Here is a 24,552-nt window from a genome sequence, read left to right as displayed (position 1 = left end):
GTGTCGATCGCGCAACTGCTGATCTCCCCACCTGTGGGGGAGATGGCCGGCAGGCCAGAGGGGGGCAACGTAGAGTTCTCGATATCCGGAGTTCTTTGCTGCGATGACCACGCTCATCACCAACGCCCTCATCCTCCCCTGCACTCCCGACATGCCGGTCATCGAGCGCGGCTACGTCCACATCGAGGGCGAGGCAATCAAGGCCGTCGGCACAGGCCCCGCACCGCAAATCCCCGGCGCTGAAATCATCGATACCGGCGGCGATCTGGTCATGCCGGGCATGGTCAATCCGCATTGCCACATGGCGATGACCTTGTTCCGTGGCCTCGGCGAAGATGTCGACGACCGGCTCTATCGCTACATCCTGCCGCTTGAGCGCAAGTTCGTGCGGCCCGAGGCCGTGCGTGCCGGCACAGCGCTGGCCGCACTCGAACTGATCGAAGGTGGCGTCACCACGGTCGCCGACATGTATTATTTCGAGACCGAGGTTGCCCGCGTCGTCGCCCAAGCTGGCATTCGCGGCGTGCTCGGCCAGACGATTGCCGATTTCGATCCCCCCGACCACAAGAACGCCGACGAAGGTTTCGCTCTGACCGAGCAGCTGGTGGCGGCGTTTTCGGGCCACGAACGCGTCATCCCGTCGATCGCACCGCATGCGCCTTATTCGACCGGCATGGCTGTCATGGAACGCATCGCGCGCTGGTCCCAAGATCATCCTGATGTGCCGGTGCAGATGCATCTCGCCGAGAGCGACGCCGAGATGGAGTGGGCCCAAAAGACCCATGGCATGCGCCCTGTCGAGGTTGTCGAAAAGGCCGGCCTGCTGCGCAAGGGGCTGATCTCAGCCCACTGCCTGCATGTCGATGGAAGCGACATCGAAAGAATGGCGCATGCGCAGGTCTGCGTCGCCCACAACGCCCGTTCCAACGGCAAGGCGGGCAGGGGCATCGCGCCTGTCGAAGCCATGCGCGCGGCTGGCATTGCTGTCGGTATCTCCACCGATGGCGCGATGAGCGGCAACACGCTCGACCTGTTTTCGCAGTTCGCGCCGGTGTCGATGTTCCAGAAGCTTTTGGGTCGCAGCCGCAAGCCAATGCCGTCGATGGAAGTCGTGCGCATGGCGACGATCGAGGGTGCGCGCGTGCTGGGTCTGGACCGCAAGATCGGTTCGCTGGAGCCGGGCAAGAAGGCCGACCTTATCCGTGTCGATCTGTCGTCGCCGCGCCAGCAGCCAATCTACGACATCTATTCGACGCTGGTCTTCGCCACCATGCCGACCGACGTGCGCGACGTGATGGTGGCCGGCAAGTGGCTGATGCGCGACCGCGAGGTTGTGAGCCTCGAACGCAAGAAGGTGCTGCGCGACGCGCTGCAGGTGGCGCAAAGCTTCAAGGCCGAAATGGCCCGTATCGACGCCGTCGGTTGAAAGGAAAAGACATGAACAGAAATGAAGCCACGGGGCATCTCGACAAGGTGCTGGAAAATGTCGACGCCAATATTAACGCCAGCCTTGCGCGCCTGTTCGACCTGATCCGCATTCCCTCTGTTTCAACCGATCCGGCGCACGCCGCCGATTGCCGTCGCGCCGCCGACTGGCTGACCAAGGAGCTTTCAGCGCTTGGCTTCGACGCTTCGGTGCGACCGACCGCACGCCATCCGATGGTCGTTGGTCACGACCGTTCGGGCGAGGGGCCGCACGTGCTGTTTTACGGCCACTACGACGTCCAGCCGGTCGATCCGCTGGCGCTGTGGCATTCCGATCCGTTCGAGCCCAAGCTCCTGCCGCAACCGAATGGCGACACCCATATCGTCGCGCGCGGCGCCTCCGACGACAAAGGCCAGTTGCTGACCTTCGTCGAGGCCTGCCGCGCTTGGAAGGCGGTGACCGGCAGCCTGCCGATCCAGGTTTCGGTGCTGTTTGAGGGCGAAGAGGAAATCTCGAGCCCGAGCCTTGCGCCCTTCCTCGAAAAGACCGGCGCTGAGCTCAAGGCCGATGTCGTGCTCGTCTGCGACACCGACATGTGGGACGCCGAGACGCCTGCCGTCACCACCATGCTGCGTGGTGTGCTGAAGGAAGAAATCGAAATCTCCTGCGCCGACCGCGACCTGCATTCGGGCATTTACGGCAACGCCGCGCGCAATCCGCTGCAGGTGATATCGGACGTGCTGTCGAGCCTGCGCACGCCGGATGGCGGCGTGGCTGTCGAAGGCTTTTACGACGGTGTCCAGGAACTGCCCGAATCTGTGAAGGCGCAGTGGCAGCGGCTGCCTTTCGACGACAAGGGTTTTCTCGGCGACATCGGCCTCAGCATCCCCGCGGGCGAAGCGGGCCGCTCGGTGCTGGAACAGGTCTGGGCGCGGCCGAGCTGCGAAATCCATGGCGTCATCGGCGGCTACACCGACGAAGGTTTCAAGACCGTCATCCCGGCCAAGGCAAAGGCGAAGATCTCGTTCCGCCTAGTTGCCGGCCAGGACCCGGAAACGATCCGCGCCGCCTTCCGCGCCCATGTCCGGGCGCGCGTGCCGGCGGATTGCTCGGTCGAATTCATCGACCATGGCGCCAGTGCCGCAACAGTCATGCCGGTCGATGGTGTGTTCCTGCAGAAGGCGCTTGGCGCGCTGACCGAGGAATGGCAGCGCGAGGCGGCTGTGGCCGGCACCGGCGGGTCGATCCCGATCCTCAGTGCCTTCAAGCAGAAACTCGGCATGGACTCGCTGCTTGTCGGCTTCGCCCGTTTCGACAACCGCATCCACAGCCCGAACGAGAAGTACGACCTGTCCAGCTTCCGGAAGGGCATCAGGTCGTGGGCGCGGATTCTGGCGGCGTTTGCTGAAGAGAAGGGCTGAGGGGCGGTTGGCGGCAGTTTGGCGTCCGCTAGCTAGCTTGGCGGAAATTCCCCCTCTCCGTCACGGCTTCGCCGTGCCACCTCTCCCCCACTGCGTGGGGGCGAGGAAACGCCAACCGCCCGATGCCTCGTTAGATCAGACCAAGAGGCGCGGCCTCCCAGAACTTGGGTTCCTCGCCCCCACGCCGTGGGGGAGAGGTGGTTAGCGCAGCGAACCGGAGAGGGGGGCTTGGCACCCGCCGTCCGCATCTTGAAGTGCTCGCCCAAATGACGAGCTACCTCGAAGGGCGCACCTACAACCCCGTTTTCACCACACCACCTTGTGGCTGGCGCCGGTCTGGACGTTGACGAATCCCTCAGGCACTGCATCCGTCGGCGCGACCAGCACCCAGCGCCACGGCGCGCAAGTCAGCGTGGCGAATTGCAGGCGCTCGGGGAAGCCGGGGAACCAGCGCGGCGAAAATGTCGGCTCGTAAAGCCAGTCGATCTTGTTGGCCTCGGCGTAGAGCTTTTCCATCTCGGCATCGAGCGCCTCGGCCGGTCGGTTGGTCATGAGGCCACCGACCTCGTAATGCACGTCGGCGACCACCTTGCCACCAGTGACCAGCGCCCAGCCGCCCTGGTTGTCGACGATGCGGTTGACCACTTCGGCCATCGCCGCGTCGGATGAGCCGACGACCCAGATGTTGTGCTTGTCATGCGCCACTGTGCAGCCGACGGCCGTGTCGGGCGTCTTCGGCCCGCAGCCGAGCCAGAACATCTTCGCCACCTTGCCCTTGCCGGAAAAGCGGTCGACGATAGCGAATTTGGTGATGTTGCGCTCGGTGTCGCGCTGGACCTTTCCGTCCGCCACCCGCAAGTCCGTGGTGATGAAATTGTCGTCCCAGTGGAAGGGCCTCAGCAGGGCAGCCTGCATCGTTTCGCGGCCAGCTTCGGCTGGAATGGCGAAATCACTGGCTGTGAGCTTGCGGCCGATATTGACCGTCTTGGTCGCCCAGTCGGGCCAGTCGATATCAGGCAGATGGCCGGTGAAGGTCTTGCCTTCCGAAACCTGTTCGCCGTCGGCCCAGACCTCTGATATCGACACGGTTGCGGCCTTGTCGAGCAGCACCAGATCGGCGAAGCGGCCAGGTGCAATCGAGCCGACGAACGGCGTCAGCCGCATGTGGCGCGCCGGGTTGATCGACACGCACTGATAGGCGATCTCGGGCGTGAGCCCGCTTTCGATGGCAAGGCGGACATTGTAGTCGGTGGCGCCCATCTTGAGGGTGTCGGAGGCGCTGCGGTCGTCGGTGGCGAAGGCCACCTGGCTCCAGTCGCGCAGGCCGCGCTCAAGCAGGCCCTTGATGATGTCGGGCATCGAATGCGGACGAATCTCAATGAAGATGCCGCGCCTGAGCTTGTCCCAGGCTTCCTCAGGCGTCCAGGCTTCATGGTCCGAGGAGAGCCCCGCGGCGGCAAAGGCGTTGATCGAGGGCAGGTCGCGCAGGCCCGAACCATGGCCCTCGACGACGCCGCGCTTTTCGAACGTCGCCTGGATCATGCCCCATAGCCGCCCGTAGGACGGGTTTTCGGGGTTCCACACGGCAGGCCAGTCCATCACCTCGTCGAGACCGGCGACCATTGCGCTTTCGGCAAGGAAGGCTGCCTGCTCGTCATAGCCGAAATGGCCACCGCCCCATTCATAGGCGGTCGGCGGCACGGCCGAGCCGGGCAGGGGGAAAATCTTCATCGGCGAGCCGGCGCGGCGTGCTGTCAGCCAGAATTGCAGATTGTGCGGGCCGTTGACGTTGGAGAATTCGTGGCTCGCCTCGCAGGTCCAGGTGTTGCCGCGCGGCATGACCAGCGCTGCCTCGTGTTCGGGTGTCAGGTGCGAGCTTTCGATATGCTTGTGCACCTCGCCGAAGCCGGGCACCGCCGACAGATGCGTGCGATCGATGGTCTCGCGGGCGGTGCCAGCATACGTGCCGGCAGGGCCGACATAGGCGATGCGCCGGCCGCTGATCGCGACTTCGCAATCATCCATCCAGGTGCCGGTGTGGACGTCGAGCACGCGGCCAAGCTGCACGAGGCGGTCGGCATCACGCTTGCCCAGCGCTACAAGGACGAGGTGCTGGCGGATGCGGATTTCGTCAGCGGCGTCGATCAGCAGGTCGTCGGGCAAGGTGTCGGTCAATTTTACTACTCGTTCGATATGTCTGGGTATTTCAGCTTGATTCACCTGACCCGAAAATGGGAAGCGAAGCCAGACTTGATTTGAGACTGAAACGAAAGGTCGCGCGATGCAGCAGAACCCCACCCGCACGGTTATCATCGACACCGATCCCGGCATCGACGACGCGGTGGCGATCCTGCTCGCATTGAAGTCGGCCGAGTTCGACGTCAAGGGCATCACGACAGTTGCCGGCAATATCGGCATCGCCACGACCACGCGCAACGCCGGCCGGATACTGGCACTCGAAGGCCGCATCGATGTGCCTGTTGTCGCGGGTGCTGCCGGGCCGCTGTCGCGCAAGGGCTTCGACACCGCCGACATTCACGGCAATGACGGGCTTGGCGGTGTGGCTTTTCCCGATCCGCTGGCATCTCCCATCGGCAATGATGCCGTGGCCTGGCTGCGCGATATGCTCGACGCGGCCGACGCTGGCACCATCGACATATTGGCACTCGGGCCGCTCACCAACATCGCCCGGCTGGTACAGGAGCACCCAGAATCGGCCAAGCGCATCGGCCGCGTCATCGCCATGGGCGGGGCCATGTATGAGCCGGGAAACATCGGACCACGCGCCGAATTCAACATCGCTGCTGATCCCGAGGCCGCCGAGATCGTCTTCGGTGCCGGTCTCGACATGACGCTGATCCCGCTCGACGTGACGCGCAAGGTGCGTGCGACGCGTGACGACACAGCCATGTTGCAGCAGACCAGCGTGCCGGCGGCGGCGGCATCAGGTGCGTTGATCGACGCCTATTTCCAGTCGACAACGGGCGGCGAAAGCCGGCCGCTGCACGACCCGTGCGTGATGCTTCTGGCGCTGGATGAGAAGTTGTTTGGCTGCGAGACGCTGAAGCTCGCTGTCGACACTGGCACAACGCGTGATGCGGGTGCGCTTTCCGTCGACGAAGGCGGTGCGCCGGTTTCGGTGGCGCTCAGGGTCGAAAGTGCTGCGGTGCTCAAGCTGCTCTACGACAGGCTGAAGGCTGAGTAGCGCCTGAAGAGGTTGCGGGTCGCGGAAGGCCCCCTCTCCGGTTCGCTGCGCGAACCACCTCTCCCCCACTTTGTGGGGGCGAGGAACCCAAGTTTTGCGAGGGGGCGCCCTGCGAGATTAGCGCTTCCTCGCCCCCACGGAGTGGGGGAGAGGTGGCACGGCGAAGCCGTGACGGAGAGGGGGCTTTCAGCTCGCGCTAGCGATGAGACTTCACGCCACCGCCAGTTCCTGCTCGACCAAAGTCGTCCAGTACTTCACGCCAGTTGCAATCGCCGCGTCGTTGAAGTCGTAGCGGCTGTTGTGGTGCAGCGCGCCGTCGACAGCCGGGCCGTTGCCGAGCCAGACATAGGCGCCGGGCACTTCCTGGCTGAACATCGCGAAATCGTCGCCGGCGGTTGACGGCGGAAATTCGGTCATCACCTTGTCGACACCCAACGCGCTTTGCGCTGCAGCCAGCGCGCGCCGGGTCGCGTCGCGGTCGTTGACGACGGGCGGCATCTGCCTGAAATAGCGGTAGTCGGCCTCGATGCCGTAGAGTTGCGCCGAGCCGTGCGCCAATGCGCCGATCTCTTCTTCGAGTTGGTCACGCACGGCTGCCGAATAGGCGCGTGATGTGCCGCCGATCCTGACCGTGTCGGGGATGACGTTGAGCGCTTCGAAACTGCCAGCCTCCATGGCGCAGGCGCTGACGACGGCCGGCTGCAGCGGGTCGACGCGGCGTGCAACGATGGTGTGGAGCGCTGTCAGGAACTGGCCGGCAGCGGTCATCGCGTCGCGGCCGAGATGTGGCTTGGCGCCATGGGTGCCGATGCCCCGGAACGTCACCGTCCAGCGGTCGGAGGAGGCAAGCTGCGGGCCTGCAACGACAGCCATGCTGTCGGGTGCGATGCCCGGCATGTTGTGCAGGCCATAGACCGCATCGACGGGAAACTGCTCGAAGAACCCGTCCGCGATCATTGCCTTGGCGCCGCCACGGCCCTCTTCGGCGGGCTGGAATATGAAATGCACAGTGCCGGAGAAGTTGCGGTTGCGGGCGAGCTCGCGGGCAGCGCCGAGCAGCATCACCGTATGGCCGTCATGGCCGCAGGCGTGCATCTTGCCTGGTGCCGTAGACTTGTAGGCGCGCTCCTCGGCCATCTCCGGCATGGCGAGGGCGTCCATGTCGGCGCGCAGCGCGATGCAGCGCGAGCCTTCGCCGAGCTTGAGCGTGCCGACGACGCCGGTCTTGCCGAGGCCCGCATGGACCGCGATGCCGGCTTCCGCCAGCATCTTCTGCACGATGCCTGAGGTGCGGATTTCCTCAAAGCCGAGCTCGGGATGGGCGTGGATGTCGCGGCGCAACGCCGCCAGCATCTCGATTTCGCTCTTGTCGTTGCCGCTGCCCGATGTCATCACGCTCAAACTCCGTCCGGCCTGTATAGTCGATTTCGTGCCGCGCGGGACCGTCCGCGCCGCGCCTCCTTTTGCAACAGAAAGCTCCGAAGTGCCACTCGCTCCGCATGAATTCTGGCAGACCGTCTGTCCCGCAGGCACGTTCGACACGGCGCCCGCCGACGGTTTCACCGATCTCTATCCGGCGACGCTCGTCGACGGCCGCCAGATCGCGCTGCCGATCCGTATCCTGCCCGGTGGCGACGACAAGGCGGTGGCGTCGCTGATTGTCAACCAGGCGAGCTTTGCCGTCGAGGACGCGCTGGCGGATGCCATGGCAGCGCTCGCTTCCGCGCATGATCCGGAAGTCGTCATCGGTGTGCCGACGCTTGGGCTTGTTCTCGCCAATGGCGTGGCGCGGCGGCTCGGCCATTCCAGGATGGTGGCGCTCGGGACGTCACGCAAATTCTGGTACAGCGAGGAGCTGTCGCAGCCAATGAGTTCGATCACCAGCCCGACGCATGCCAAGCGTCTTTATCTTGATCCGCGCATACTGCCGTTGCTTCAGGGCAAGCGGGTGGTGGTGGTCGACGACGTCATCAGCTCGGGCACGTCGATGCTGGCGGTGCTTCGGCTGTTGCGCACGGCAGGCATCGAGCCATTGGCCGCGATTTTCGCCATGTTGCAGGGCGACAATTGGCGAGCGGTGATCGGCGAACACGACGCGCCGCTCGTTTCGCGCATCCACGGCGCGATCCGGTCGCCGCGCTTGAGCCGCACTGCTGACGGCAGATGGCAGGAAACGGCCTCGACATATTGACATAAAGATGTCTTTATGTGACCTGACGGCTTTGTCGCCGAAAGGATGAAAAGTGTCGCAAAACGCCACCTCCCTCGACGCCCTGTTTGGGCCCGTTGCTGCCAAGTCTGACGGCTCGGAGGTGCTTGCCGCGCTGAAAGCCGCGGCGCGCGAGCGCATCCTCATCCTCGACGGCGCCATGGGTACGCAAATCCAAGGCCTCGGCTTCAACGAGGACCACTTTCGCGGCGACAAATTCACCGGCTGCGCCTGCCACCAGCAAGGCAACAACGATCTGCTGATCCTGTCGCAGCCGGCGGCGATCGAGGAGATCCACTACAAATACGCTATCGCCGGCGCCGACATCATCGAGACCAACACGTTTTCGTCGACTTCGATCGCCCAGGCCGACTACGGCATGGAGGACATGGTCTATGAGCTCAATCGCGATGGCGCGCGGCTGGTGCGTCGCGCCGCGATCCGCGCGCAGCAGGAAGACGGCAAGCGCCGCTTCGTTGCCGGCGCGTTGGGGCCGACCAACCGCACCGCCTCGATCTCGCCCGACGTCAACAATCCCGGCTATCGCGCCGTCAGCTTCGACGATCTGCGCGTCGCTTATGGCGAGCAGCTGCGCGGCCTGATCGATGGCGGCGCAGATATCATCCTGATCGAGACCATTTTCGATACGCTGAATGCCAAGGCGGCGATCTTTGCTTGCGAAGAGATCTTCATCGAGAAGGGCGTGCGCCTGCCGGTGATGATTTCGGGAACGATCACCGACCTGTCCGGCCGCACGCTGTCGGGCCAGACGCCGACTGCCTTCTGGAACTCGATCCGCCATGCCGACCCGTTCACGGTCGGGCTCAACTGCGCGCTTGGTGCCGCCGCCATGCGCCCGCATCTGGCCGAATTGTCCGATGTCGCCGAAACTTTCATCTGCGCCTATCCCAATGCCGGCCTGCCCAACGCCTTTGGCCAGTATGACGAGAGCCCCGAATTCATGGCCGCCCAGGTCGAGGAGTTCGCGCGCGAAGGTTTCATCAACATCGTCGGCGGTTGCTGCGGCTCGACGCCTGATCATATCCGCGCCATCGCCGAGGCCGTGGCAAAACACCCGCCGCGCCAGGTGCCGGAATTGAAGCCGCAGATGCGCCTGTCGGGCCTCGAGCCGTTCACGCTCACCGACGAGATTCCGTTCGTCAATGTCGGCGAGCGCACCAACGTCACCGGCTCGGCCAAGTTCAGGAAGCTGGTCACTGCCGGCGACTATGCCGCCGCCCTCGACGTCGCGCGCGACCAGGTTCTCAATGGCGCCCAGATCATCGACATCAACATGGACGAGGGCCTGATCGACTCGAAAAGGGCGATGGTCGAGTATCTCAACCTGATCGCCGCCGAGCCCGACATCGCGCGCGTGCCCGTGATGATCGACAGCTCCAAATGGGAGGTGATCGAGGCCGGGCTGAAGTGCGTCCAGGGCAAGCCGATCGTCAATTCGATCTCGATGAAGGAAGGCGAAGAGGCTTTCCTGCACCATGCCAGGCTTTGCCGTGCCTATGGTGCCGCCGTCGTCGTCATGGCTTTCGACGAGCAGGGCCAGGCCGACACCAAGGCGCGCAAGGTCGAGATCTGCACCCGCGCCTACAAGCTTTTGACCGAGCAGGCGGGCTTCGCGCCGGAAGACATCATCTTCGATCCCAACATCTTTGCCGTCGCCACCGGCATCGAGGAGCACGACAATTACGGCGTCGACTTCATCGAGGCGACGCGCGAGATCACGCAAACTTTGCCGCATGTCCATATCTCGGGCGGCGTGTCGAACCTGTCGTTTTCCTTCCGTGGCAACGAGCCGGTGCGCGAGGCCATGCACGCCGTGTTCCTCTACCACTGCATCCAGGTCGGCATGGACATGGGCATCGTCAATGCCGGGCAACTCGCCGTCTACGAATCGATCGATCCGGAGCTGCGCGAGGCCTGCGAGGACGTCGTGCTCAACCGCGCGCCCAAGGCCGGCGGCACCGCCACCGAACGCCTGCTGGAGCTGGCGGAACGCTACAAGGGCACGGCCGGCAAAGAGGTGAAAGAGCGCGATCTCGCCTGGCGCGACTGGCCGGTCGAGCAACGCATCAGCCACGCTTTGGTCAACGGCATCACCGAATTCATCGACGCCGACACCGACGAGGCGCGGCTGAGGGCGGAGCGGCCGCTGCATGTCATCGAAGGCCCGCTGATGGCCGGCATGAATGTCGTTGGCGACCTGTTTGGCGCCGGCAAGATGTTTTTGCCGCAGGTGGTCAAGTCGGCTCGCGTCATGAAGCAGGCGGTGGCTGGTCTTCTGCCGCATATGGAAGCGGAAAAGCTCGCCAACGCCGCCAAGGGCATCGACAATGGCGAGCGCCAGACCGCCGGCAAGATCCTGATGGCGACGGTCAAGGGCGACGTCCACGACATCGGCAAGAACATCGTCGGCGTCGTGCTCGCCTGCAACAATTACGAGATCATCGACCTCGGCGTCATGGTGCCGGCGACCAAGATCCTGCAGGTCGCAAGGGACGAGAAGGTCGATATCATCGGCCTGTCCGGCCTGATCACGCCGTCGCTCGACGAGATGGCGCATGTCGCCGCCGAAATGGAGCGCGAAGGTTTTGACATCCCGCTTCTGATCGGTGGTGCCACCACCAGCCGCGTGCATACGGCGGTGAAGATCCACCCGCGCTACATCAGCGGCCAGACTGTCTACGTCACCGACGCCAGCCGTGCGGTCGGCGTGGTGTCCAACCTGTTGTCCATGGATGCCAAGAGCGGCTACGTCGAGACCATTCAGGCCGAATACAAGAAGGTCGCCGACGCCCATGCCCGCTCGGAGGCCGACAAGCAGCGCCTGCCGCTGGCCAAGGCGCGCGCCAACGCCCACAAGGTCGACTGGACGTCCTACGACCCGCCGAAGCCGTCCTTCCTCGGCACCAAGGTGTTCGAGAACTGGGATCTGGCCGAACTCGCCCGCTACATCGACTGGACGCCGTTCTTCCAGACCTGGGAGATGAAAGGGCGCTATCCGAAGATCCTCGAGGATGAAGCGCAGGGCCCCGCGGCGCGGCAGCTGTTTGAGGATGCGCAGGCGATGCTCAAGAAGATCATCGACGAAAAGTGGTTCGCGCCCAAGGCCGTCATAGGCTTCTGGCCGGCTAATGTGGTCGGTGACGATGTCAGGCTGTTCACCGACGAAACGCGCGGACAGGAGCTTGCCACCTTCTTCATGCTGCGCCAGCAGCTGACCAAGCGCGACGGCAAGGCCAATGTGGCGCTGTCCGACTTCATCGCCCCGCTCGACAGCGGCAAGGCCGACTATCTCGGTGGTTTCGTCGTCACGGCCGGCATAGAGGAAGTGGCGATTGCCGAGCGTTTCGAACGCGCCAATGACGACTATTCCTCGATCATGGTCAAGGCGCTGGCCGATCGTTTCGCCGAGGCTTTTGCCGAGCGCCTGCATGAGAAGGTACGCAAGGAGTTCTGGGGCTACGCGCCGGACGAAAACCTGGCGCCGGATGATTTGATTGGCGAGCCGTATCGCGGCATCCGGCCGGCACCTGGCTATCCCGCGCAGCCCGACCACACCGAGAAGGTGACGTTGTTCCGCCTGCTCGACGCGGAAAAGAACGCTAGCGTCAGCCTGACCGAAAGCATGGCGATGTGGCCTGGCTCGTCGGTCTCCGGCGTCTATCTGGCACATCCCGAGAGCTATTATTTCGGCGTCGCCAAGGTCGAGCGCGACCAGGTCGAGGACTATGCCCGGCGCAAGGACAAGACCATCGCCGAGATCGAACGCTGGCTAGGGCCGATCCTCAACTATGTGCCCGCGTCATACGCGCAAGCGGCGGAATGAGGCGACGCTCCTGACAGGTCAGTGATCGCCGTCGCATCTTGGGGGCCCTGATAGGGCATGCCAGTCCTGCGTTCATTGAGAACGTGTCGGAGGCATGCTCATCGCGCTTCGCCTTGAGTTGCCGGCACCGCGTCGAAAAGCGCGACGGACGGGTTGCCACGCAGCCTGGGCCGTTCAGGTCACCTCTTGCGCGCCACGATGAAAGGACGGTTGTCGTTGCCCTTCGTTGCGTGGTTTTCAGTGGCAAGAATGTCAAAGCCTGCGGCACTTATATGCTGGTGCAGCTCCGTCGCCCGAAAGACACCTGCATAGGGTGCCTTGCCGATCGCGCGCATCGCGGGCAACAAGGCAAGCCGGATGAGTGGGTTCATGTCCCCGACGCAGGGTGTCTTGGAGATGAAGAGGCCCTCGGCTGCAAGCAAGGTGTGGATGCGGCGCAGCGTGCCAGGCAGGTCGCGCACCAGATGGAGATAGTTGAACCCCAGGATGGCGTTGAACTGTGATGTACCAGGCGTGAGTGCTTCTGCGGTCGCGGTGCGGAAGGCAAGGGCCGGGATGGGGTCGGCGGCGTGCTTCTCATTGGCAATCGCGATCATTCCGGCTGAAATATCCGTCGCAAGATAGTTTTGAACATTGCCCGCGAGCCGAAGCGCCGTTGTTCCTGTTCCGCAGCCCAGTTCCAGCACCTTGTCGCCTTGAATCAACAGGGTGCGAGTCCGGTCCAGCGTGCGCGCATATCCGGCCTGATCGGCGATCGTGCCCTTGGCGTACCGCCGTGAAGTCCGGTCCCAGAAACGCGCGTCGCTCGCTATGCTCATGATGGTTGCTCCTCAGATCGCGACCTTGCCCTGTTTGGCGTTGAGAAACATTGAGAAGGTCGGATGCGAAGCTGTGCCCGCCAAGTCAAACCCCGCAGAAGCTGATGCGGCTATCGGCGGTTATCTGGCAAAACATCGCGCAATCGGCGGCAAGTGGCGGAGAGGGAGGGATTCGAACCCCCGATGGGCTTGCACCCATGCCGCATTTCGAGTGCGGTGCATTCGACCACTCTGCCACCTCTCCGCGGTCGTGATCGGCCGTTGCCGGCGCGGCGCACTAGATAACGGCTCATGGCCTATCGCACAAGGCCAAATGTGGCCGCGATCAGCTATCTTTTCAGCTGGCGCGGAAATAGGCGCAAGACGCTGCGTCAGCTGCGCTGCCGGCATGCCGATTCCGCCCTCTTTTTGCTCGAATGCTCCTGGCCTGGCAGATATGGAGTGCCTGCAAGGCGGTTGCGTCCAGAACCTTCCGGTGCCCTATCCGAGCGTTGCCGCATGCAGGTGGACGTACGCCTTGAGTCAGTGGGCTGTGGCCGACAGAGCAGGGCTGCGCGCGACCGCACGGGTGGGGCTTTGGTCGTGACAGGCGAGGTGGCGTGCCTGCGATTGTCGATTCTGGCACAGGCGTGTATCCGAGAGTTGGCCTCCGTGCCTGATGGCAGGAGTGAAGGCCCGGGTGCGCCCCGCGAAACGGCGGTTTGCCGGGGTGTTCGCCTTGACTCCATGGCAACCTTCGGTTACGGGACCCCTGCATTCGGCGTGGAGGGTTCTCTGCGCCGTTTGTCATGAACCCGTACGACTGACAAAAAGACGGCCCGAACCGCCCAGGTGGTTCAACAAGGCCGACCGAACAGCGAAAGGCATAAAATGTTCGCAGTCATCAAAACGGGCGGCAAGCAGTATCGCGTTGCCGCCAATGATGTGATCAAGATCGAAAAGCTCGACGGCGCCGTCGGCGACACCGTTGAATTCATTGAAGTGCTCGCCGTTGGCGAAGGCGACAACGCCGAGATCGGCGCGCCCTTCGTGGTCGGTGCCGTGGTTACGGCGGAAGTTGTGGTTCACGGCCGCAACAAGACCGTCATCGCCTTCAAGAAGCGTCGTCGCCAGAATTCGCGCCGTGCGCGCGGTCATCGTCAGCACCACACGACTGTCCGGATCTCCGAGATCCTGACGGGCGGTGCGAAGCCTTCGATGAAGGCGGCAGTGAAGGTCGAAGCCGCAGCTGACGTAGCTGCAGAAAAGCCCGCGAAGAAGGCAGCGCCGAAAAAGGCTGCAGCCGTCGCGGAATCAGAGTAATCAGAGCGACTGAAGGAGAACACCCATGGCACATAAAAAAGCTGGCGGTTCGTCGCGCAACGGTCGCGATTCAGAGTCGAAGCGCCTTGGCGTCAAGAAGTTCGGCAGCGAATCCGTGATTCCGGGCAACATTATCGTTCGTCAACGCGGCACCACCTGGCATCCCGGCGTCAACGTCGGCATGGGCAAGGATCATACGCTTTTTGCGCTCGAAGCAGGCGCGGTGACCTTCAATAAAAAAGCCAATGGCCGAACCTACGTATCGGTGAATCCGATTCTCAAGGCCGCGGAGTAGCCGGTTCCGCACTACAACACCGGCGCCCCATCTCGGGAACCGGTGTCTGGCCAAGCCAGGAAAAGGATCAGGGGAGATGGGTTGCCATCTCCCCTTTTTCATTTTTCCTGGAGGATTTTGACATGGTTGCCGAGAAGGAAGACAGCGAAGACGAAAGGCTGTCCGTCGATTGCCCCATATTGCTGACCGAGCGGCTGGTCCTGCGCCCGCCGCATGAAGACGACATCGCCGAGTTGGTTGAGCTGGCGGACAACCGCCACATCGCCGAGATGCTGTCGCGCATGCCGCACCCCTATGGCGAGGCCGAGGCACGGGCCTTTCTTTCGCTGGCGCGCACCCGGCGCGGCGGCGTGGTCTATGCGATCACCATTGCCGACACCGGTGCCTTTGTCGGCTCGGCCGGGCTCAATGTCACCGATCGCGGGCTTGAACTCGGCTACTGGATCGGTGAGCCCTATTGGAAGTCGGGCTATGCCACCGAGGCCGCGCACGCGCTCGTCGATCTCGCCTTCCGCGCGACCGACGTCAATGTGCTCAACGTCTCGTGCCGGGTCATCAACCCGGCGTCGCGGCGAGTGATCCACAAGTGTGGCTTCCAGTATGCTGGCCAGGGCATGCTGAACTCGATCGTTGCCGGCCAGGTGCCGGTCGAGCGCTACCGGCTCGACCGCAAGACCTGGGCGAGCCTCAGGTCGTGGGCGCGCAGTTAAGGCCGTCTCAGGCCAGCTCGAGCCAGACCGGCTGGTGGTCGGAACCGTTCGCGTTGCTGTCAATGCGGATGGATTTGACCTTGGCTGCGAGGTTGGCCTGAACGAAGGCGTAGTCGATCAGGCGGGCTTTTCCCGGACGGGTCGTGTCGGTCCAGGAGACCGATCCATCGGGAATGCTCCCGAGCGCATAGGCGTCGACGGGATGGTGGGCGACGATCTGGGCGCCTTCGACAGTGTCGGGCACGCCGGTCATCGCGAGATGTTCAGGCGAGCGGGGCACCATGTTGAAGTCGCCCAAAAGCACGAATTCTTCGGGGCAGGGGAGCTCGGGGAATCCGTATTCGGCAGCGCCTGATATGGCGCCGCCTTCCATCGGATAGGCGTAGACCCGCTCCTTGAGGTGACGGATCTGCGCCATCCTCTCTTCGAGATTGACGTGATCGAGATGCACCGAATAGACGCGCAGCGGACCGGACGGCGCCATGATGAGCGCTTCGAGTGCTGCGCGTTGCAGATTGCCGCGGTTGAGGCGGCGGGTGCGCGGCAAAAGCAGGTTGCGCGACGCCACGATCGGCCAGCGCGACAGCACCATGTTGCCGAACTGCAGGCGCTTGTTGGCCGGCTTGCCGTCTTCGAGCAGGCCGAAATCGATGTCCATGGCGACGCCGTAGACGTGGAAATAGTCGGGCAGCAATTCGGCGAGCCCGGCGACCATGTCGGCGCCGTTGTTGCGCATGAAGTTGCGGGTGACTTCCTGCAGCGCGACGATGTCGGCACCTTCGACGGCCGAGGCGATGCGCTCAAGGTCGTAGCGGCCGTCACGGCCGATGCCATACTGGGTGTTGTAGGTGACCAGCTTCACTGTCGAAATCTCCCGTCATTCCAGGCGGTTTTTAATCCGCACTCGCCCTTCGCCGCGCCTTGCGCTATGGCAGGTTCGCTGAAACAACCAAATAGCAGCAGAAGACGAACAGCCAGATGAAATTTCTCGATCAAGCCAAGGTATACATCCGCTCCGGCAACGGTGGCGCGGGCGCGGTGTCGTTCCGGCGCGAAAAGTTCATCGAGTTCGGCGGGCCCGACGGCGGCGATGGCGGCCGTGGCGGCGACGTCTGGCTGGAAGTCGTCGACGGGCTCAACACGCTGATCGACTATCGCTACCAGCAGCATTTCAAGGCCCAGACCGGCGTGCACGGCATGGGCCGCAACATGACCGGTGCCAAGGGCTCCGACATCATCCTGAAAGTGCCTGTCGGCACGCAGGTCTATGAAGAAGACAACGAAACGCTGATCTGCGACCTGACCCAGGTCGGGCAACGCTTCCTGCTCGCCAAGGGCGGCAATGGCGGCTTTGGCAACCAGCATTTCAAGACCTCCACCAACCAGGCGCCGCGCCGCGCCAATCCCGGCCTGGATGGCCAGGAAATGTGGATCTGGCTCAGGCTCAAGCTGATTGCCGATGCCGGGCTCGTTGGCCTGCCCAATGCCGGCAAGTCGACCTTCCTTGCCTCTGTCACGGCGGCCAAGCCGAAAATCGCCGACTATCCCTTCACCACGCTGCATCCGGGCCTTGGCGTTGCGCGCATCGACGCACGCGAATTTGTCATCGCCGATATTCCCGGCCTGATCGAAGGCGCCCATGAGGGCGTTGGCATCGGCGACCGTTTCCTTGGCCATGTCGAGCGCACGCGCGTGCTGTTACATCTCGTTTCGGCGCAGGAAGAGAACCCTGGCAAGGCCTACAAGGTCGTGCGTGGCGAGCTCGAGGCCTATGGCCATGGGCTGACCGACAAGGTCGAGATCGTGGCATTGTCCCAGGTCGATACGCTCGACCCGGACGAGCGCAAGAAGAAGGTGGCGTCGCTGAAGCGCGCGGCCGGACGTGCGCCGATCCTGCTTTCAGCCGTCACCCGCGAGGGCGTCGAAGAGACCTTGCGCGCCCTGATGAGCGTTGTTGAGGACGCACGCCGGCTGAGCGGTGAACCGGCGCCTGCCGACGCACGCTGGACGAAATAGGCTGCCTGCCATGACGATCCCTTCGCTGAAGACCTACAAGCGGATTACCGTCAAGATCGGCTCGGCGCTGCTGGTCGATCGAACAACCGGGCTGAAGCGCGAATGGCTCGCCTCGATGGCCGACGACATCGCGACGCTGGCTGAGGCCGGGGCCGACGTGCTGGTCGTCTCATCAGGGGCGATCGCGCTTGGCCGCACCATTCTGGGCCTCGGCAAACGGGCGCTGAAGCTCGAGGAAAGCCAGGCGGCGGCGGCCGTCGGCCAGATCGCGCTGTCGGGCGCATGGGCGGAAGAACTCGGCCGCAAGGGGCTGAAGTCGGGCCAGATCCTCGTCACGCTCGGCGACACCGAAGAACGCCGGCGCTATCTCAATGCGCGCGCCACCATCTCGACGCTGCTCAAGATGAATGCTGTGCCTGTCATCAACGAAAACGACACGGTGGCGACGAGCGAAATCCGCTATGGCGACAATGATCGTCTTGCGGCGCGTGTCGCAACGATGATGGGCTCCGACCTTCTGGTGCTGTTGTCCGACATCGACGGGCTCTACACGGCGCCTCCGGCACGCGACCCTGATGCGAAATTCATCCCCGTCGTCGACCGCATCACACCTGACATCGAGGCGATGGCTGGCGACGCGGCTTCCGAGCTGTCGCGCGGCGGCATGCGCACCAAGCTCGACGCCGGCAAGATCGCCACTGCGGCGGGCACAGCGATGATCATCACCGCCGGCACGCGGCTGTCGCCGCTGATGGCCATCGAGCGCGGCGAGCGTTCAACCTATTTCCGCCCGAGCGGCAATCCGGTGAAGGGCTACAAGACCTGGATCGCCGGCCAGCTGGAGCCTGCGGGACGGCTTACTGTCGATGCGGGCGCTGTTGGCGCTCTTTTGTCGGGCAAGTCGTTGCTGCCTGCCGGTGTTCGACTTGTCAGCGGCAATTTTTCGCGCGGCGACACGGTGGCGATCCTGTCGCCCGAGGGTCGCGAGATCGCGCGTGGACTGGTTGCCTATGACGCTGCGGATGCCGTAAGGATCGCTGGGCTGAAGACGACGGAAATCGAAACCGTGCTTGGCTATGAGGCGCGTTCGGCGATGATCCATCGCGACGACCTCGTGGTCAGCCACATGGACAAGGTTGCGGTGCAAGCGGAAGGGTAGGACATGCTGAAGGCGCATGAGAAGTCCCATGAGGATACGGCGCGGCTGATGGCCGAGATCGGCCGCAAGGCTCGTGCCGCCGCCCGCCCGCTCGCCATCGCCTCCGCCGAGCGCAAGCATGCCGCCCTGATCGGCATGGCTGAAGCCATCATGCGTCGCCAGGATGAAATCCTCGACGCCAACGCCATCGACGTGAAGAACGGCGAGGAGGCGGGGCTCAGCGGCTCGTTCATGGACCGGCTCAAGCTGACGGCTGGCCGCATCCGCGACATGGCTGATGGTATCCGGGCGATCGCTGAGCTGCGCGATCCTGTCGGCGAGGTCATCGCCGAATGGGACCGGCCCAACGGCCTGCATATCGAGCGCGTGCGCACGCCGCTTGGCGTCATCGGCGTGATTTATGAAAGCCGCCCCAACGTCACGGCCGATGCCGGCGCGCTGTGCCTCAAGGCCGGCAATCCGGTGATACTGCGCGGCGGCTCGGATTCGCTCAATTCGTCGCTGGCGATCCATGCCTGCCTGGTCGAAGGCCTCAAGGCGGCGAAGCTGCCCGAGGATGCGATCCAGCTGGTTCCTGTGGCCGACCGCGCCGCTGTCGGCGAGATGCTCAAGGGCCTGTCGGGCAATCTCGACGTCATCATTCCGCGCGGCGGCAAAAGCTTGGTCGAGCGCGTGCAAAACGATGCGCGGGTGCCTGTCTTCGCCCATCTCGAAGGCATCTGCCATCTCTACATCGACAAGTCGGCCAAGCTCGACATGGCGGTAGGCATTGCCGTCAACGCCAAGATGCGCCGCACCGGCATCTGCGGTGCCGCCGAGACCCTGCTTGTCGACCGCGCGGTGGCTTCCACCCATCTGGTGCCGGTGCTGGACGCGCTGCGCAAGGCAGGTTGCGAAATCCATGCCGACGAGGAGGTCCTTGCGGCCTTCACTGACGCCAAGCCCGCGACCGAGGCCGACTGGGTGACCGAATATCTCGACGCGATCATCTCGGTGAAGCTTGTCGACGGTGTTGCAGGGGCTATTGAGCATATCGAGACGTTTTCTTCGCACCACACCGAGGCGATCGTCGCCGAGGATGCGCGTGCGGTGGAACGCTTCTTCAACGAGATCGACTCGGCGATCCTGCTGCACAATGCCTCGACGCAATTCGCCGATGGCGGCGAGTTCGGTATGGGCGCCGAGATCGGCATCGCCACCGGCAAGATGCATGCGCGCGGGCCGGTCGGCGTCGAGCAACTGACGTCGTTCAAGTACCGCGTGCGCGGTTCCGGCCAGGTGCGGAGTTAGCTTGCGGCGGCAAACAATCGTGCTACATTGTGCACATGAGCACACAATCCGAGACCGTTACCGTTCGTCTCGATAGCGAGACGAAATCGAGGCTTGAGGAGTTGGCGCTGCACACGCGGCGTACGAAATCCTTCCTCGCTGGCGAGGCCATTGCCGACTATGTCGAGCGTGAACTAGCAATCATTGCCGGCATTCAACGGGGGCTCGATGATGTGAAGGCGGGGCGGACAGTGCCGCATGAGGTGGCACGAAAGCGGATCATGGACACCCTTGCACTTGCACGCAAGCAATGATGCGTGGCATCGAATGGTCGGAAGATGCACTCGCTGATTTCGAATCAGTCATCGCCTACATAAATCGCGATAATCCTGTAGCCGCTTCCAAAATTGCCGATCGAATTCTTGCAACCATCGACAATCTGGCTGAATTTCCAACGGGTCATCAGGGCCGAATGACCGGCACCTACGAGAAACTCGCGCAAAAAACGCCTTTCATCATCGCCTATTCGATGTCGGATCTGACCGTCTACATCCTGCGCATCATTCATGGCAGCAGGGACTGGCCGGATGGCGAGTGGCCGACCGAATGAGTTCCCACGATATTCCGTCTCAATATCTCCGCATGCCGCATGCGATGAAGGGCATGCAGATCGGGCTGTTTGGCGGTTCGTTCAATCCGCCGCATGCTGGCCATGGCCTTGTCGCTGAAATCGCCATGCGCAGGCTTCAGCTCGACCAGTTGTGGTGGATCGTCACCCCGGGCAATCCGCTGAAAAGCACGCGCGAGCTGGCACCGCTGGCCAAGCGTATCGAGTTGTCGGAGGCGATTGCGGAAAACCCGCGCATCAAGGTCACTGCCTTCGAGGCGAGTTACAATGTACGCTACACCGCCGACACGCTGGCTTTGATCAAGGCGCGCAATCCCGGCGTCGACTTCGTCTGGATCATGGGGGCCGACAATCTACGCGAATTCCACCGCTGGCAGCGCTGGCGGCAGATCGTCATGACCTTCCCCATCGCCGTCATCGACCGGCCAGGAGCGACGCTGTCGTTCCTGTCGTCGGTGGTCGCCAAGACCTTCGACTATGCGCGCGTCGATGAGGGCGATGCGTCGCGCCTGGCGCGGATGAAGGCCCCGGCATGGACCTTCATCCACGGGCCGCGCTCGCTGCTGTCGTCGACGGCATTGCGAAACGGCACGGCCAAGTAGACGCAGCCGAAGTTCGCCGCGCGACACTGGCGTGCAGAGCGGAAAATTGGCGCCGAAGCGGTGCTCCGAGCCGTTCGCCAGGCAAACGACTGGGCTGTCGTTGGGTCAAGGGTGTCACTTTCCCCGGTTCAAACCAGAACAAAACAGAGACACTTCTGGCCTTTCTGCCCCGAATCACTACATTCGGGGCAGATGTCAGACTTTCCGGACGACATGCCCTTTTTTGACGAGCCCGGCGCAGCGCCGTCGCGGCCCGCTGGCGCACCTGCGCCCAGCGGTATCGCCGCGCGTGCCATGGCCGCGCGCCAGGCGCCTGCCGCGCCCGACTATCTCAAGGGCCTGAACCCCGAGCAGCGCCTCGCCGTCGAGACCACCGAGGGGCCTGTTCTGGTGCTTGCCGGTGCCGGCACCGGCAAGACGCGCGTGCTCACCACCCGCATCGCCCATATCCTGAGCCAGGGCCGCGCCTACCCCAGCCAGATCCTCGCCGTGACCTTCACCAACAAGGCGGCGCGCGAGATGAAGCAGCGCATCGGCCTGCTTGTCGGCGAAGCCGTCGAAGGCATGCCGTGGCTGGGCACCTTCCACTCCATCGGCGTCAAGATGCTGCGCCGCAACGCCGAGCTTGCCGGCCTGCGCTCCGATTTCACCATTTTGGACACCGACGACGTCATCCGCCTGATCAAGCAGCTGATCCAGGCCGAAGGCCTGGACGACAAGCGCTGGCCGGCGCGCCAGTTCGCCATGATGATCGACGGCTGGAAGAACAAGGGCCTGGGCCCCGCCGAAATCCCCGAGGGCGACGCCCGCGCTTTTGCCAACGGCAAGGGCCGCGAGCTCTACAAGGCCTATCAAGACCGGCTCAAGACGCTGAACGCCTGCGACTTCGGCGACCTTTTGTGCCACCCGATCCGCATCTTCCGCGCCTATCCGGATGTGCTCAAGGAATACCACAAGCGCTTCAAATACATCCTCGTCGACGAGTACCAGGACACCAACACGGCGCAGTACATGTGGCTGCGCCTGCTCGCCCAGGAAACCGGCGCGCCGGGCCAGAAGAACGTCTGCTGCGTCGGCGACGATGACCAGTCGATCTATGGCTGGCGTGGGGCCGAGGTCGACAACATCCTGCGCTTCGACAAGGATTTCCCCGGCGCCGTCGTCATAAGGCTGGAGCGCAACTACCGCTCCACCGCCCATATCCTTGGTGCCGCATCCCATCTCATCGCCCATAATGAGGGCCGCTTCGGCAAGACGCTGTTCACCGATCGCAACGACCCCGAAGACGGCAAGGTCAATGTCCATGCCGCCTGGGACTCCGAAGAGGAAGCCCGCGCCGTCGGCGAGACCATCGAGCAGCTGCAGCGCCAGAAGCACAACCTCAACGACATGGCGATCCTCGTCCGCGCCTCGTTCCAGATGCGCGAGTTTGAAGACCGCTTCGTCACCCTTGGCCTCAACTACCGCGTCGTTGGCGGCCCGCGCTTTTACGAGCGCCAGGAAATCCGCGACGCCATGGCCTATTTCCGGGTCGTTGCCCAAGGTGCCGACGACCTCGCCTTCGAGCGCATCGTCAACATACCCAAGCGCGGCCTCGGCGAAGCCGCCATCCGCCAGGTTCACGATACAGCCCGTGCGCTCAGTGTGCCGATGCTCGAAGCCGCCCGCAACCTCGCCGAAAGCGACGAGCTGAAGCCCAAGCCGCGCGCTGCCCTGCGCGAGGTCGCGGCTAATTTCGAGCGCTGGCAAAAAGCACTCGACAACACGCCCCACACCGAACTCGCCGAGACCATTCTCGAAGAGAGCGGCTACACCGACATGTGGAAGAACGACCGCTCGGCCGAAGCGCCGGGCCGGCTCGAAAACCTCAAAGAGCTGATCCGCTCGATGGATGAGTACGAGTCCTTGCGCTCGTTCCTCGAGCATGTCGCGCTTGTCATGGACGCCGACAAGAACGAGGAGCTCGATGCCGTCAACATCATGACGCTGCATTCGGCCAAGGGCCTGGAGTTCGAGACCGTCTTCCTGCCAGGCTGGGAGGAGGGCCTGTTTCCGCATCAGCGCGCGCTCGACGAGGGCGGCCGCTCGGGCCTGGAGGAAGAGCGCCGCCTGGCTTATGTCGGGCTCACCCGCGCCAAGAAGAACCTGCATCTGTGGTTTGTCTCCAACCGCCGAATCCACGGCCTGTGGCAGTCGACGATCCCCTCGCGCTTCCTCGACGAGTTGCCCGAGGCCCATGTCGAGGTCGCCGACGCCGGCAACTCCTATGGCGGCTACGGCGGCGGACGCCAGAACCCCTATGGCGCCTCGCGTTTCGACAATGTCGGCGAAAAGTCCTTCTCCAACACCTATGCTACGCCCGGCTGGCAGCGCGCGCAGGCTAACCGCACCGAGGCCACCGACCGCAACTGGGGCTCGCGCTCCGGCCATTCGGTCGAGCGCATCGGCTATGGCGAGACCGATTCAGGCTTTGGTGCTGGCCGCGGCTCGGTCAAGGGCCGCATGATCGAGGGCGAACTTGTCGCCAAGTCCGTCGCCACCGAACCCTCGCGCTTCAACGTCGGCGACCGCGTCTTCCACCAGAAATTCGGCAACGGCAACGTCGCCGTCGTCGACGGCAACAAGTTGACCATCAACTTCGACAAGGCCGGCCAGAAGAAGGTTCTGGACGGGTTTGTGAACGCGGTGTGAGGTACTTAGCCGAAAGCAAATGCGACATAGGTTGCCGCTATTTTCAAAACTTGAACTTGAAGAACATTGGGGGAGCGCTATGGCAGGCAATTTCGATAGGTTCAAAGGGGATCTAGAAAAACTTCTTAAACTGGGTGATTCCTTGCAGAATGCCATTCAGTATGAATGCTACCCTAAAGAATTTATGGAACAACTCCGAGGCATAATGCCTACCAAAGGTGAGTCATCTAAAACAGCTTCAGATGAAGCTATTAAAAATTTTTTAAAAGAGCTTCCAGATTTTGGATCCTCCTACCAGTCGTGGTATTCTCCAGCAAAGTCAATTATTTCGGTAATAATACCGAATAGAATTAACGATTTCGTAAGTCACTATGAAAAGCAAAAAAACAGAAAGGAAATAACTTGCGAAAACTACGTTATAAATGACTACCTTTAGGGAATCCAAGTAACCCAAGGCGGCACAGTCAAAGTTAGATCCGATTCAGCCATTCCTCAGTTTCGCCAGCAGCTTGCCATTTTGAAATCTGCGAAGACGCGTTTCGATAGTTCTCTATTCGACATTCGGCAGATGGTGCTTGCAGATGTTATCGATTCTGAGATCGAAAGCGCAAAAGAGCTTATCAAGAATGGATTCTTCAGGGCATCCGGAGCTATATCAGGCGTGGTTCTTGAAAAACATCTACTAACCGTCTGCATAAATCACAACATAAATACTTCAAAGAAGAACCCAAGCATCTCTGATTTTAATGATATCCTAAAAAAGGAGGACATTATGGATACGGCAACCTGGAGATACATTCAGCATCTGGGCGATCTGCGCAACCTATGCGACCATAATAAAGAAAGAGAACCATCCAAAGAACAAGCTCTAGATTTGGTCTCTGGCGTTGAAAAGCTTACCAAGACGCTGTTTTGATGGCAACGCTGTCAATCGCCACCAAAACCCACATGGTTTAG

The 24,552-nt window shown here is 62.7% G+C and carries 21 protein-coding genes and 1 tRNA gene; 17 read left to right on the top strand and 5 right to left on the bottom strand.

Annotation, left to right across the window (positions count from 1 at the left end; all coding sequences use genetic code 11):
• The first annotated feature begins 103 nt into the window (after positions 1–103).
• Both AC1RTB_RS17280 and AC1RTB_RS17275 read left to right on the top strand, forming a co-directional pair.
• On the top strand, positions 104–1,426 hold the full coding sequence (locus tag AC1RTB_RS17280) for an amidohydrolase family protein (RefSeq protein WP_492879610.1): 1,323 nt from the start codon (positions 104–106) through the stop codon (positions 1,424–1,426).
• An 11-nt stretch (positions 1,427–1,437) separates the two neighbouring features.
• Positions 1,438–2,847: a M20/M25/M40 family metallo-hydrolase gene (locus AC1RTB_RS17275; protein WP_492879611.1), complete on the top strand. Its 1,410-nt coding sequence runs from the start codon at positions 1,438–1,440 to the stop codon at positions 2,845–2,847.
• Between the two features lie 306 nt (positions 2,848–3,153).
• Here AC1RTB_RS17275 and AC1RTB_RS17270 read toward each other — a convergent pair whose 3' ends face one another.
• Positions 3,154–5,022, bottom strand: coding sequence for an adenine deaminase (locus AC1RTB_RS17270; RefSeq protein ID WP_492879612.1), 1,869 nt, complete (start codon positions 5,020–5,022; stop codon positions 3,154–3,156).
• A 106-nt stretch (positions 5,023–5,128) separates the two neighbouring features.
• Between AC1RTB_RS17270 and AC1RTB_RS17265 the strand changes: the two genes are divergently transcribed.
• Complete coding sequence (locus AC1RTB_RS17265; RefSeq protein WP_492879613.1) at positions 5,129–6,052, top strand: nucleoside hydrolase; 924 nt, start codon at positions 5,129–5,131, stop codon at positions 6,050–6,052.
• Between the two features lie 210 nt (positions 6,053–6,262).
• On the opposite strand, the gene AC1RTB_RS17260 is transcribed toward AC1RTB_RS17265, so the two are convergent.
• On the bottom strand, positions 6,263–7,444 hold the full coding sequence (locus tag AC1RTB_RS17260) for a M20 aminoacylase family protein (protein ID WP_492879614.1): 1,182 nt from the start codon (positions 7,442–7,444) through the stop codon (positions 6,263–6,265).
• Between the two features lie 91 nt (positions 7,445–7,535).
• Between AC1RTB_RS17260 and AC1RTB_RS17255 the strand changes: the two genes are divergently transcribed.
• Positions 7,536–8,243: a phosphoribosyltransferase gene (locus AC1RTB_RS17255; protein WP_492879615.1), complete on the top strand. Its 708-nt coding sequence runs from the start codon at positions 7,536–7,538 to the stop codon at positions 8,241–8,243.
• Between the two features lie 52 nt (positions 8,244–8,295).
• Positions 8,296–12,105 (top strand): methionine synthase, encoded by a 3,810-nt coding sequence (gene metH / locus AC1RTB_RS17250; RefSeq protein WP_492879616.1) that lies wholly within the window; start codon positions 8,296–8,298, stop codon positions 12,103–12,105.
• 179 nt (positions 12,106–12,284) lie between these two features.
• Here metH and AC1RTB_RS17245 read toward each other — a convergent pair whose 3' ends face one another.
• Both AC1RTB_RS17245 and AC1RTB_RS17240 read right to left on the bottom strand, forming a co-directional pair.
• Positions 12,285–12,923 (bottom strand): class I SAM-dependent methyltransferase, encoded by a 639-nt coding sequence (locus AC1RTB_RS17245; protein WP_492879617.1) that lies wholly within the window; start codon positions 12,921–12,923, stop codon positions 12,285–12,287.
• A 154-nt stretch (positions 12,924–13,077) separates the two neighbouring features.
• A tRNA-Ser gene (locus AC1RTB_RS17240) sits at positions 13,078–13,167 on the bottom strand.
• A 626-nt stretch (positions 13,168–13,793) separates the two neighbouring features.
• Here AC1RTB_RS17240 and rplU point away from each other — a divergent pair.
• The 3 genes from rplU (at position 13,794) to AC1RTB_RS17225 (ending at position 15,230) form a co-directional block, all read left to right on the top strand.
• Positions 13,794–14,225 carry a 50S ribosomal protein L21 gene (gene rplU, locus AC1RTB_RS17235; protein ID WP_492879618.1) on the top strand — a complete coding sequence of 144 codons (432 nt, stop codon included), beginning with the start codon at positions 13,794–13,796 and terminating at the stop codon, positions 14,223–14,225.
• A 25-nt stretch (positions 14,226–14,250) separates the two neighbouring features.
• On the top strand, positions 14,251–14,520 hold the full coding sequence (gene rpmA, locus AC1RTB_RS17230) for a 50S ribosomal protein L27 (RefSeq protein ID WP_055974797.1): 270 nt from the start codon (positions 14,251–14,253) through the stop codon (positions 14,518–14,520).
• Positions 14,521–14,642: 122 nt separating this feature from the next.
• Entirely contained in the window at positions 14,643–15,230 is a 588-nt protein-coding gene (locus tag AC1RTB_RS17225; RefSeq protein ID WP_492879619.1) for a GNAT family N-acetyltransferase, read from the top strand.
• A gap of 7 nt (positions 15,231–15,237) precedes the next feature.
• On the opposite strand, the gene AC1RTB_RS17220 is transcribed toward AC1RTB_RS17225, so the two are convergent.
• The gene (locus AC1RTB_RS17220) at positions 15,238–16,092 is read right to left on the bottom strand and encodes an endonuclease/exonuclease/phosphatase family protein (RefSeq protein ID WP_492879620.1); all 855 of its coding nucleotides are present in this window, start codon (positions 16,090–16,092) and stop codon (positions 15,238–15,240) included.
• A gap of 116 nt (positions 16,093–16,208) precedes the next feature.
• Here AC1RTB_RS17220 and obgE point away from each other — a divergent pair, with 116 nt between their 5' ends.
• The 9 genes from obgE (at position 16,209) to AC1RTB_RS17175 (ending at position 24,511) form a co-directional block, all read left to right on the top strand.
• Complete coding sequence (gene obgE, locus AC1RTB_RS17215; protein WP_492879621.1) at positions 16,209–17,246, top strand: GTPase ObgE; 1,038 nt, start codon at positions 16,209–16,211, stop codon at positions 17,244–17,246.
• A 16-nt stretch (positions 17,247–17,262) separates the two neighbouring features.
• Positions 17,263–18,405 carry a glutamate 5-kinase gene (gene proB, locus AC1RTB_RS17210; protein WP_492879938.1) on the top strand — a complete coding sequence of 381 codons (1,143 nt, stop codon included), beginning with the start codon at positions 17,263–17,265 and terminating at the stop codon, positions 18,403–18,405.
• A gap of 3 nt (positions 18,406–18,408) precedes the next feature.
• Entirely contained in the window at positions 18,409–19,695 is a 1,287-nt protein-coding gene (locus tag AC1RTB_RS17205; RefSeq protein WP_492879622.1) for a glutamate-5-semialdehyde dehydrogenase, read from the top strand.
• 35 nt (positions 19,696–19,730) lie between these two features.
• Positions 19,731–19,988: a CopG family ribbon-helix-helix protein gene (locus AC1RTB_RS17200; protein WP_492879623.1), complete on the top strand. Its 258-nt coding sequence runs from the start codon at positions 19,731–19,733 to the stop codon at positions 19,986–19,988.
• Complete coding sequence (locus AC1RTB_RS17195) at positions 19,988–20,284, top strand: type II toxin-antitoxin system RelE/ParE family toxin (RefSeq protein ID WP_492879624.1); 297 nt, start codon at positions 19,988–19,990, stop codon at positions 20,282–20,284. The genes AC1RTB_RS17200 and AC1RTB_RS17195 overlap by 1 nt, the downstream gene beginning before the upstream one ends.
• Positions 20,285–20,316: 32 nt before the next feature.
• On the top strand, positions 20,317–20,904 hold the full coding sequence (locus AC1RTB_RS17190; RefSeq protein WP_492879939.1) for a nicotinate-nucleotide adenylyltransferase: 588 nt from the start codon (positions 20,317–20,319) through the stop codon (positions 20,902–20,904).
• Between the two features lie 192 nt (positions 20,905–21,096).
• Positions 21,097–23,595 carry an ATP-dependent helicase gene (locus tag AC1RTB_RS17185; RefSeq protein ID WP_492879625.1) on the top strand — a complete coding sequence of 833 codons (2,499 nt, stop codon included), beginning with the start codon at positions 21,097–21,099 and terminating at the stop codon, positions 23,593–23,595.
• A 79-nt stretch (positions 23,596–23,674) separates the two neighbouring features.
• Positions 23,675–24,031 (top strand): hypothetical protein, encoded by a 357-nt coding sequence (locus AC1RTB_RS17180; RefSeq protein WP_492879626.1) that lies wholly within the window; start codon positions 23,675–23,677, stop codon positions 24,029–24,031.
• Positions 24,032–24,112: 81 nt separating this feature from the next.
• Positions 24,113–24,511, top strand: coding sequence for a hypothetical protein (locus AC1RTB_RS17175; protein ID WP_492879627.1), 399 nt, complete (start codon positions 24,113–24,115; stop codon positions 24,509–24,511).
• Positions 24,512–24,552: the final 41 nt, after the last annotated feature.

The organism is Aminobacter sp. GW821-FHT11F06 (assembly GCF_058808215.1).
This window is presented reverse-complemented; position numbering and strand designations above follow the sequence as displayed.

Excerpts from the sequence above, each read along its gene's own strand:
- AC1RTB_RS17280 (WP_492879610.1), top strand. The coding sequence starts at position 104 with ATGACCACGCTCATCACCAACGCCCTCATCCTCCCCTGCACTCCCGAC.
- AC1RTB_RS17275 (WP_492879611.1), top strand. The coding sequence starts at position 1,438 with ATGAACAGAAATGAAGCCACGGGGCATCTCGACAAGGTGCTGGAAAAT.
- AC1RTB_RS17265 (WP_492879613.1), top strand. The coding sequence starts at position 5,129 with ATGCAGCAGAACCCCACCCGCACGGTTATCATCGACACCGATCCCGGC.
- AC1RTB_RS17260 (WP_492879614.1), bottom strand. The coding sequence starts at position 7,444 with ATGACATCGGGCAGCGGCAACGACAAGAGCGAAATCGAGATGCTGGCG.
- AC1RTB_RS17245 (WP_492879617.1), bottom strand. The coding sequence starts at position 12,923 with ATGAGCATAGCGAGCGACGCGCGTTTCTGGGACCGGACTTCACGGCGG.
- rplU (WP_492879618.1), top strand. The coding sequence starts at position 13,794 with ATGTTCGCAGTCATCAAAACGGGCGGCAAGCAGTATCGCGTTGCCGCC.
- rpmA (WP_055974797.1), top strand. The coding sequence starts at position 14,251 with ATGGCACATAAAAAAGCTGGCGGTTCGTCGCGCAACGGTCGCGATTCA.
- AC1RTB_RS17225 (WP_492879619.1), top strand. The coding sequence starts at position 14,643 with ATGGTTGCCGAGAAGGAAGACAGCGAAGACGAAAGGCTGTCCGTCGAT.
- obgE (WP_492879621.1), top strand. The coding sequence starts at position 16,209 with ATGAAATTTCTCGATCAAGCCAAGGTATACATCCGCTCCGGCAACGGT.
- AC1RTB_RS17205 (WP_492879622.1), top strand. The coding sequence starts at position 18,409 with ATGCTGAAGGCGCATGAGAAGTCCCATGAGGATACGGCGCGGCTGATG.
- AC1RTB_RS17200 (WP_492879623.1), top strand. The coding sequence starts at position 19,731 with ATGAGCACACAATCCGAGACCGTTACCGTTCGTCTCGATAGCGAGACG.
- AC1RTB_RS17195 (WP_492879624.1), top strand. The coding sequence starts at position 19,988 with ATGCGTGGCATCGAATGGTCGGAAGATGCACTCGCTGATTTCGAATCA.
- AC1RTB_RS17190 (WP_492879939.1), top strand. The coding sequence starts at position 20,317 with ATGCCGCATGCGATGAAGGGCATGCAGATCGGGCTGTTTGGCGGTTCG.
- AC1RTB_RS17185 (WP_492879625.1), top strand. The coding sequence starts at position 21,097 with ATGTCAGACTTTCCGGACGACATGCCCTTTTTTGACGAGCCCGGCGCA.
- AC1RTB_RS17180 (WP_492879626.1), top strand. The coding sequence starts at position 23,675 with ATGGCAGGCAATTTCGATAGGTTCAAAGGGGATCTAGAAAAACTTCTT.